This is a genomic window from Sphingobacterium arenae (assembly GCF_014692505.1).
GTDB classification, from domain to species: Bacteria; Bacteroidota; Bacteroidia; order Sphingobacteriales; family Sphingobacteriaceae; genus Sphingobacterium; species Sphingobacterium arenae.
In genome coordinates this window covers 52,065-61,124 of record NZ_JACNYK010000010.1, presented here as the reverse complement: position 1 = coordinate 61,124, position 9,060 = coordinate 52,065, and the positions used below count along the sequence as shown (strand labels likewise).

Genomic DNA, 9,060 nt, shown 5'->3' with positions numbered 1-9,060 from the left:
AGGTAAAAATCGATTCTCTGAATAAAAGAAGACAATTGTATAATCAACAAAAATTAATAAATTTATAACTCGAAAGTCTCCTTAAGGTTCCATCCTAATGTGTCTAATTTAGTTTGAAGACGTACAAGTTGTGCACATTGGACAGAGCCAGAGCATTTAAAGCAGTTTCCAGCTGCGACAAAAATTCACCATTACTCTCGAATTCTTTTGCTTTACTCAAGATTGAATCAACCTCTTGCTTCCGGCCATCACCAGCGATTGCCTTAAGCGTAAATAATAATAGAATTAAAAATAGAACCTGTTTCTTCATTTATTTGGTCATCAATTATTTATTGGGTAGCTGTGTATCAAAATTATATCAGCCCATAAATATATTGTGAACAAATCTAAGCATTTCGAACATTAAACCGATATTAAATTACTCCCTACCTTCGGTCTATGTCTTCAAATAACGGCAAGCTGTTACCTGCTGTTTGAGCTCTACACCCCCTCCTCAAAAGATATTTACTTATAATTCCTTTTTTTCAACCATAAACTAGCCTTTATCAACAGTATTAATACCGGCACTTCCACTAATGGGCCGATAACGCCCACAAATGCCTGAGGCGAATGGATACCAAAAATGGCTATTGCAACGGCTATCGCCAATTCAAAATTGTTTCCTGTGGCGGTAAATGCGATGGACGCATTCTTGTCGTAGGGAATATTCATGGATTTGCTCACAAAGAAACTCACGAAAAACATCAGTATAAAATAGATGATTAACGGTATGGCTACTTTTACCACATCCATCGGTAATTCCAATATTTTATCGCCTTTCAAACTGAACATTAATACGATAGTAAACAATAAAGCATACAATGTAAGAGGCGATATTTTGGGTACGAATTTTCGATTATACCATGCTATTCCTTTTGATTTTACAAGTACATAGCGGCTTATAAAACCTGCGAAAAAAGGAATACCTAAGTATATCAACACACTTTCGGTTACATCTTTCATGGATACGCTAACATTGAAGTTAGCTAAACCCAATTTAGTCGGCAATACGTTGATGAACAGCCAGACAAAGAAGCTGTAACTTATTATCTGAAAGATACTGTTCAGTGCGACCAATAACGCTGTATATTCCCTGTTCCCTTTCGCCAAGTCACTCCATACTATAACCATGGCGATACACCTTGCCAAACCAATAAGTATCAGACCTGTCATATAGTCGGGTTCATTCCGTAAGAACAGAACAGCTAAACCAAACATCAGTACCGTACCAATAACCCAATTCAGCAATAAAGATATACCGATTACTTTGGTGTCCTTAAATGCCCTGGGTAACAGTGAATAATCCACTTTAGCTAACGGTGGGTACATCATTAATATAAGGCCTACTGCCAAAGGAATATTGGTCGTGCCTACGGATAGGGCATCGGTAACACTGGAAATGCTCGGAAAGAAATGCCCTAATCCTACACCTATCGCCATGGCAAGGAATATCCATAGGGTAAGGTAACGGTCAAGAAATTTTAATTTCGGTTGCATCGGCTAACTTTTAATCATTGAAAAAACATAGAACATCTCCTGCGCGATCTGCAAACTCCGTTCGGTATATACCCGTGCCTGTTCAGGTGAGCCGTCCGAAATCTTGGGGTCTTCAAATGTAATAGGTATTCGCTTTTCCGCGCCCGTAATAAAAGGACATCCGCCGTCTGCTTGCGAACAGGTCATAATCGCTGCAAATGACGACGAAGCATTAAATGGGTCATCGTATTTTTTTGAGAAACCTATGATGGGAGGTGTATCATTGCTGTATTTTATGGCATATACGGGGTTATTGGTTTCCGCAATTTTGAAAATATGAAGACCTTGATTGGTCAATGTTTCGGCTACTTTCGGGAACAGTGCTGTTTCTTCCGTACCGCCCGAATAGCAATGCACGTTCGGGGTATTGAAGTATGCACTTGCCACCTGCGCCCATACCTGTGCTAAATGGCTTCTACGTGAATTATGGGTACAGATAAAATTGAGATTTATATCTGCTCCGCTGTTCGCCTTTTGCTGTACAAAGTCCATCAACGGTTGAAGTGTCGTTTTGCGTTCCTCGCTTACGGTTTGGACGTCAATAATTCCCTTTATGGTTTCAGCTAAATTTTTATACATGACGGTTCGTCTTTCGTGTTTAACAACATCCCGAATCAGGTGTACAGCAAGCGCTGTTCAACTTCGATAATTCTATTTTCTGTTTTTCCGCAGGGATACCGCAGGCATCGTTTGCTAAGCAGGCTGTCTGTTTATTCTTTAGGATAAAATATTTTCCGTCAAAACCCAAGTCAAACTTGCCAATTGTTTCATTTTGGTATTCTACCTCTATCTCGGCGTCTTCGATACCCAATTTTTCTTCGGCCAGCTTGATAATATTCAATAGCTTGGTCGGCTTTAATCGGTGTTCATAGTCGTTCGCATCCCATAATTGGAAGTTTACCGCTTTCTCTGTACGAACTGCTCCACCACAATCAATAAAATGTTTGGTAATCTGTCCTATTTCCGTAACATGGAAGTGTTCGGGAACAGATGTTCCTTTCTCTAACCGAAATTCAACATTATCCAATGTTGGTAGGATTTCTTTGATGTTTGATAGTTTCATAAAAACAAGATTTGAGATTTATATTAAATTATAGAATGCAATATTACGATGATAAGTTTCAAAAAATATTTATGAACAGCAACTGGTTACTATTACCTCTTGATTGAAAAAAACATTAAATTCTTCTTGGATTTGTTTCCATAGCTTTTCATCAATACAATAGCAAACGGATTTGCCCTCGATTGTTCCTTGAATGATACCTATATTCTTTAATTCTTTTAAGTGCTGTGAAATGGTAGCCTGTGCCAATCCCAATTCATCCACTAAATCATTACAGATACACGCTTTCTGATTGATGATATATTGGAGAATGGCAATCCTTGCCGGATGTCCCAAAGCTTTAAATAGAGACGCCAATTTGTTCTGTTCGGCCGTAAATATTTCTGATTTAGTAATTCCCATTATGACACGTTTTAATATCGCAATATTACGATAATACTTTTAAAAATCTATAAGATTTTCGTTTTTATTTGTCAACTGCCGGGACTTTTACCGTTAAGATATTACTATTTTCATCCGTATAATGGTATACAGGAAAACAGCCTCAAGGAAATGGATAATTGCATATTGTTTCTATTATGTGACAAAAGTAACAGTATAGGTCGGACAGATAGTTTAAATTTGCAACTTAAGAGTTACTAAAAAGGATGAATGATGCTGAACAAAGTAAACTTAACAACAGTCTTTTTATTATTTGCAATGTTATTGACACAAGAAAATAAACTATACGCCCAAAGCTATTTCTTTGAGCGGGTATATGATGAAACGCTAGCACAGGCAAGCTATGTGATAGGCGATGCGAACACAAAAGAAGCTATTGTCATAGACCCACAACGGGATATGGATGTTTATTTGGAGATAGCCAAAAAGAACAATCTTAAAATCACCAAAGTCGCCGAAACACATATCCACGCCGATTTTTTGAGCGGTTCCCGTGAGCTGGTTGCCGTTACCGATGCAACGTTATTACTGTCTGATGAGGGCGGAACAGATTGGCAGTACGAATTTCCGCATACCGGGCTGAAAGACGGAAGCATCATCAAGGTTGGGCAGGTAGAACTGAAAGTAATGCACACACCTGGTCATACCCCCGAAAGCATTACGTTTTTGGTAAGCGACACCAAAGCCCCTGCTACAACTCAAAGAGCCATAACAGGCGATTTCATTTTTGTAGGCGATGTTGGTCGTCCTGATTTGTTAGAGAAAGCTGCCGGACAAATCGGCTCACCGGAAGTTGGTGCAAAACAGCTATATAACTCCATTCAGAAATTTTCCCAATTGCCCGATGATTTGGAAATTTGGGCCGGACACGGAGCAGGTTCATTTTGTGGCAAGAGTTTGAGCACCATACCTAACTCCACCTTAAAGGATGAAAAACTTACCAATCAAGCCTTTCATTTTAAGAATGATGAAAAAGGATTTGTAAAATACATATTGGACGGTCAGCCGACGCCCCCGAAATATTTTGCAGTAATGAAACATTTAAACAAGGTTAACCGTCCGTTACTTATTCAGGTTCCCATTCTCCCGAAACTCAATCAAACCACTTTCCAAAAAGCAATAGACAATAATTTGCTGATTATTGATACCCGCAATAAAGCTGAAGCTGCCAAAGGGCATATCCCTAACAGTCTTCATATCGAAAACAGTAAAACCCTATCCACTTGGATAGGTTCATTGGTGGATTATCAACAACAACTCGTATTGATAACCGAGGAAAAGGACACAGAAGATTTAACGCGTAAATTGATGCGTATTGGAATGGATAACATATACGGTTTTGTAACCGATTTGGATAAAATGACCGTACCATTGGAAAAATCCGAACTTGTCAGCATCGAGGAACTAAAAAAGCATCTGGATAAAAAAAACGTGCAAATCATTGATGTGCGAACAGCAGACGAGTACAACAACGGACACATTAGAGGCGCAGAAAATATCGTTTTGACTTCTTTGGAAAACAGCTTAGATAAAATAGACAAGGACAAGTCTGTAATTGTATATTGCCAAAGCGGAGTGCGTGCAGCAATGGCAACCTCTATTTTGAATCGTAATGGATTTAAAAATATTAAAACCTATTCGGGAGGTATCAACGAATGGACGGAAAAAAAGAATGAACTTGTAAAATAGAACTTAGCAGAACAGTTGGATTGATTTATCAACAAAACCGACTATTGGGAAGACCTCAAGTTGCCTTTGGAGGATTTGACTGAAAATCTAGGTTCCCTGTCAAAGTTGAAAGGCTAACATATCAATAAAGCTGCTATTAAAAGATTGCCCCTTTCTTTTTCAGAACAGACAGAGCTGGAAAATATTAAGCTACCCATCCGTCCGGTAAAAGGCGAAAAACTGACGCTACGGATCTTTCATAAGGAAGAGGGTACGCTTGCTAACGATGATTTATTTTAATTTCAGTTTCATCATTATATCGATTTGTTCATCGTCCCCCAATTTGAAAATATGCTTGTCAAATTCTACAAAGCCATTTTTTTGATAAAAACGAATGGCTCTTGGATTTTCTTCCCAAACCCCTAACCAAATGTATTGAGCATTTTTCTGTTTTGCTATTTCCATTGCCTTTTCATAAAGAACCTGTCCAACCTTTTTACCATGATAAGATTGTAACACATAAATTCGTTCGATTTCAAGAGCCTTATCTTGCTGCAATTCTGTTTGGGATTGTCCCATGTTTAGCTTTAAATAACCTATTATTTTGTTATCCAGTACTGCAAAGTGAAATTCCGAATCTTTATCGTTAAGTTCAGTAGTTAGCTTCTCTATGGAAAATCCCTCATCTAAATATTTCGCCATATTTTCCTTAGTATTTTTGGCGGAAAAAGTTTCAAAAAATGTTTGCCTACCTATTTTTTGAAGTAGGTCAATATCATTTATTGTTATCTTTTGTATCTCTATATTCTCCATATCTTTTTTAGTAAAAATACAAAAGTATTCTTTTTTGACCTAAAGTGCCTTTCTGAAACGAGCTGTTCATCGACCTTCACAAGCTCGCTTTCGGCTTTTTGTAATTCAGCAACGTATTTCGCGTACCGAGATCAAGGAGTTCCTTTCTCGATGCCTCTATTTTAGGAAGTATATTTTCAGACATGATTAAAATGGTGTGACACTAAAATAGCTAAAAAATATTTAGAAATGCGCTAAAAATCAATCTATTTCTGTGATAATTCTTTGGGTCAGATCTTATTAAGGAATGAAACGTAATACGACAATAGGTTATCACAGGTTGCTACAGGTTGCGTCTACAGTCGGATAACAATAACTTCGTAATCTTAGAACAATGAATAATTTTTTTGTTAAAATTAGAAATCGAGATAAATGAAGCATATTATTTTGACTATGATTTTCAGCCTATTGCTATTGACTAACTATACATCGAAAGTTAATTTAAAAATGTTGAATAAAACTAATCCATATTTTTTATGAAATCAAGATTCTTTTTAACAGTTACCTGTATGTTGGGTATCCTAACGGGCTACGCCCAACCGTTTCACAAAATATTCGATTTCGCTTCGACGGAGAAAAAAAATCATCATATCCCCATTTCGGAAACAATTATTTACGGTCAGGAAGGGAAGACGTACGGTTTTGATTTAAATACCGAGAAGCATGTACAAGTTAAACAAGAGCAGGGACAGCAGTCGCTCTATAGCCATAAGCCGTTTTACTTTTCCGTTGACGTTCCAGAAGGAAATTATACCGTAACGATACATTATAAGGGAATGTCCGATAGGGATTACCACAGTACCGTGCGGTCTGAATCACGGCGATTGCATATAGAGCATGTTAAGATCAAGTATAATAAAGCGGTTTCAAAATCTTTTAACGTCCATATAAAAGATGCACGCATCGATAGTACGAAATCAGTTCGATTAAAGAAACCAAGAGAAAACCGTAAATTGGATTGGGACCACAAATTGACATTAGAGTTTCAAGGTGAAAATAATATTGCTGCTATCGAGATCGAAGCGATCGAGGATGTCACGACGGTATTTTTGGCAGGGAATTCTACGGTGGTTAATCAGGAGAATGAGCCATGGGCCTCTTGGGGGCAGATGTTCCCAAGATTTTTCGATACGAATGTTGTTATCGCCAATCATGCAGAATCGGGTCTTACGTTGGGATCCTTTTTGTACCAAAATCGTCTGGAAAAAATCTTGTCTGTTGCTAAACCAGGAGATTACCTATTCATTGAGTTTGGACATAATGACCAAAAAGAAAAAGGCGAAAATGCGGGTGCTTTTAAGAACTACAGTGAAAGATTACGACTTTTTGTACAAGCATTTCGGGAAAAAGGCGGATTTCCGGTCATTGTCACTTCTACAGAGCGCCGCCGTTTCAATGAAGAAGGCGAGTTGCGGCATACCTTGGGCGACTATCCGAAAGCCGCGAAGGCCGTAGCGAAAGAATTAGATGTCCCGCTAATTGATCTCAACGCGATGACACGAGCGTTTTATCTAGCCTTAGGTGTAGTGGAGTCGAAAAAAGCTTTGGTACATTATCCCGCAAATACATTTCCAAATCAAGATCAACCGTTGCAGGATAATACCCATTTCAACACCTATGGCGCTTATGAAATCGCCAAGATGGTCGTTCAAGGTGTGAAAGACCGGAAATTGCCTTTACGTAAACACATCATCGATTTTAAAAAATACAATCCACATAATCCCAGCTCGCCGTCGGCATGGAATTGGCTGCCGAGTGTAAATAATGAAGTGGAAAAACCAGACGGTAACTAACGCATCGTTAGCTAAGCCAGTCAGGGACTACCCAAAAGTCCCTGATCCTCCATTACATTTCTAATCGCTTTCTATATCTTGTTGGGTTCTCACCGGTGAGCTTTTTAAAAAGCCTGTTGAAATAAGAGACATTTTCAAATCCCAATTGAAAAGCTAATTCTTGCACACTATAGTTCTGAAGTAGCATCATTAATTGTGCTTTTTCAATCTTTTTTTGATTAATGTATTTTCCGGGAGTACAGGTGAGCTGTTTTTTAAATAAGCGTATAAAATGATCCTTTGTAAGGAAAGACATATCTGCTAACTGATCGATTCGAATTGGAGTGTGGATGTTTGCATGTATGTATTCGAGAACTCTTGCCATGCGCTCGTCAACATCTGGTGTTTTCTGAGTAGCGAAAGCGACAAAGCGGGATATTAGCTGCTGGATAATTCCATTACTTTCCAATTCAAATGCGAGTGGTGTATGTCCCTGCATTGCAATGTTTCTGATCAACTCCGCCGAGTTGTCATAGGCATCTGGGTCATAAAATGACAGCTCTCGCCCTGGATTAATAGCGTGAAGGCGTTCGATCAAATTTAGTAGTAACGAATCCCCTTCGATTTCAATAGGGAAATTCAACTGGTCAAACACGCTCGATTTCTTTTCCAACGTCTCATAAATATGAATATAGTAAAGACAAAAGTCATCGTCACATTCATAACTATGAGGTGTGTATGAAGGTGTCAGGTAAAGATGTCCTTCTTTTAATTGATGTTTATTTCCATCCCGATTTAGCCAGGCAGTTCCTTTCGTTACGACGTGAATACGCGTAAAAGGACTGTTAATGTTTTTCCAATTCCAATCGGCATGATGTTCCGCATATCCAATATTCAGTAAAATAAAATCCAACTGATGCTTTTCTTTTCGCAAGACTCCTCCTTTTATCCTTGGTTCATCCGATAACATTCGATTCCTACCGCACTGTTTATGACTTACAATATAAAGATAGTTTTTTTCGACGGTTATAATCAATAGACAGTCTGTGATAAAGTCGATATCGTTTAACTTTTAGTCGATTCTTGCAAAGAAAATTCTTCTGTGAGCTCTTAGTTTTGATTTGTTGTAAACCTGCTATAAATTTAATTGAAGAGATTAAAACAGAGATGATTCTGGCATAGATAAACTAAAAATCGCTAACATATATCCGCTTAAACCCGTCAGTAAAAATGAATTCAACACAACATGAAAGTTATAAAACTAAAATAGGCTACACGCAAAAAAAATACAATCAACCAATAAAGAGATATTGTCAAACCCTAGATTTAATAGATGACGCACAAATTATACAAGAATATATCGATGCCCATATTGAAAGCAACCATTGGAAAGAAATCCGTGCGGGGCTCCGCAATATCGGAATACTAGAAATGGAGATATATGTGCTGGGAAACAGGCTGTTTATGATTGTAGAAACAGCATTGGACTTCGATTGGGACGTAGCCTTTTCAAAGCTAGACACACTACCCCGACAAGCCGAATGGGAGAATAAGATGTCTTTTTTCCAACGGTCAAATGGAAAATCCTCCCATGAAAAGTGGCAGTTAATGGAAAGGATATTCTATCTCTATGATTCTGGAGATGAATAAGACACAATGCATCCGATTGAAATGGAATAAGTCGATAAA

The 9,060-nt window shown here is 38.1% G+C and carries 9 protein-coding genes; 3 read left to right on the top strand and 6 right to left on the bottom strand.

Translation table 11 applies throughout. The features are described 5' to 3' along the window. Positions 1-504 precede the first annotated feature (504 nt). From arsB to H8B17_RS20435, 4 genes are all read right to left on the bottom strand, one after another. Positions 505-1,536, bottom strand: coding sequence for an ACR3 family arsenite efflux transporter (gene arsB / locus H8B17_RS20450; RefSeq protein WP_190311097.1), 1,032 nt, complete (start codon positions 1,534-1,536; stop codon positions 505-507). 3 nt (positions 1,537-1,539) lie between these two features. Then, positions 1,540-2,154: an arsenate-mycothiol transferase ArsC gene (locus H8B17_RS20445; RefSeq protein ID WP_190311096.1), complete on the bottom strand. Its 615-nt coding sequence runs from the start codon at positions 2,152-2,154 to the stop codon at positions 1,540-1,542. Positions 2,155-2,173: 19 nt separating this feature from the next. Next, on the bottom strand, positions 2,174-2,638 hold the full coding sequence (locus H8B17_RS20440) for a DUF6428 family protein (RefSeq protein ID WP_190311095.1): 465 nt from the start codon (positions 2,636-2,638) through the stop codon (positions 2,174-2,176). Between the two features lie 69 nt (positions 2,639-2,707). Continuing rightward, positions 2,708-3,040, bottom strand: coding sequence for an ArsR/SmtB family transcription factor (locus H8B17_RS20435; protein ID WP_190311094.1), 333 nt, complete (start codon positions 3,038-3,040; stop codon positions 2,708-2,710). A 249-nt stretch (positions 3,041-3,289) separates the two neighbouring features. Here H8B17_RS20435 and H8B17_RS20430 point away from each other — a divergent pair, with 249 nt between their 5' ends. Beyond that, positions 3,290-4,768: an MBL fold metallo-hydrolase gene (locus tag H8B17_RS20430; RefSeq protein ID WP_223816712.1), complete on the top strand. Its 1,479-nt coding sequence runs from the start codon at positions 3,290-3,292 to the stop codon at positions 4,766-4,768. A gap of 270 nt (positions 4,769-5,038) precedes the next feature. On the opposite strand, the gene H8B17_RS20425 is transcribed toward H8B17_RS20430, so the two are convergent. Next, the gene (locus H8B17_RS20425; protein WP_190311093.1) at positions 5,039-5,560 is read right to left on the bottom strand and encodes a GNAT family N-acetyltransferase; all 522 of its coding nucleotides are present in this window, start codon (positions 5,558-5,560) and stop codon (positions 5,039-5,041) included. 515 nt (positions 5,561-6,075) lie between these two features. Here H8B17_RS20425 and H8B17_RS20420 point away from each other — a divergent pair. Continuing rightward, positions 6,076-7,392 carry a rhamnogalacturonan acetylesterase gene (locus tag H8B17_RS20420; protein ID WP_190311092.1) on the top strand — a complete coding sequence of 439 codons (1,317 nt, stop codon included), beginning with the start codon at positions 6,076-6,078 and terminating at the stop codon, positions 7,390-7,392. A gap of 52 nt (positions 7,393-7,444) precedes the next feature. Here H8B17_RS20420 and H8B17_RS20415 read toward each other — a convergent pair whose 3' ends face one another. Beyond that, positions 7,445-8,305, bottom strand: coding sequence for a helix-turn-helix domain-containing protein (locus H8B17_RS20415; protein ID WP_223816711.1), 861 nt, complete (start codon positions 8,303-8,305; stop codon positions 7,445-7,447). A gap of 296 nt (positions 8,306-8,601) precedes the next feature. On the opposite strand from H8B17_RS20415, the gene H8B17_RS20410 reads away from it, so the two are divergent. Continuing rightward, positions 8,602-9,021 (top strand): L-rhamnose mutarotase, encoded by a 420-nt coding sequence (locus tag H8B17_RS20410; RefSeq protein WP_190311090.1) that lies wholly within the window; start codon positions 8,602-8,604, stop codon positions 9,019-9,021. The last annotated feature ends 39 nt before the right edge of the window (positions 9,022-9,060 follow it).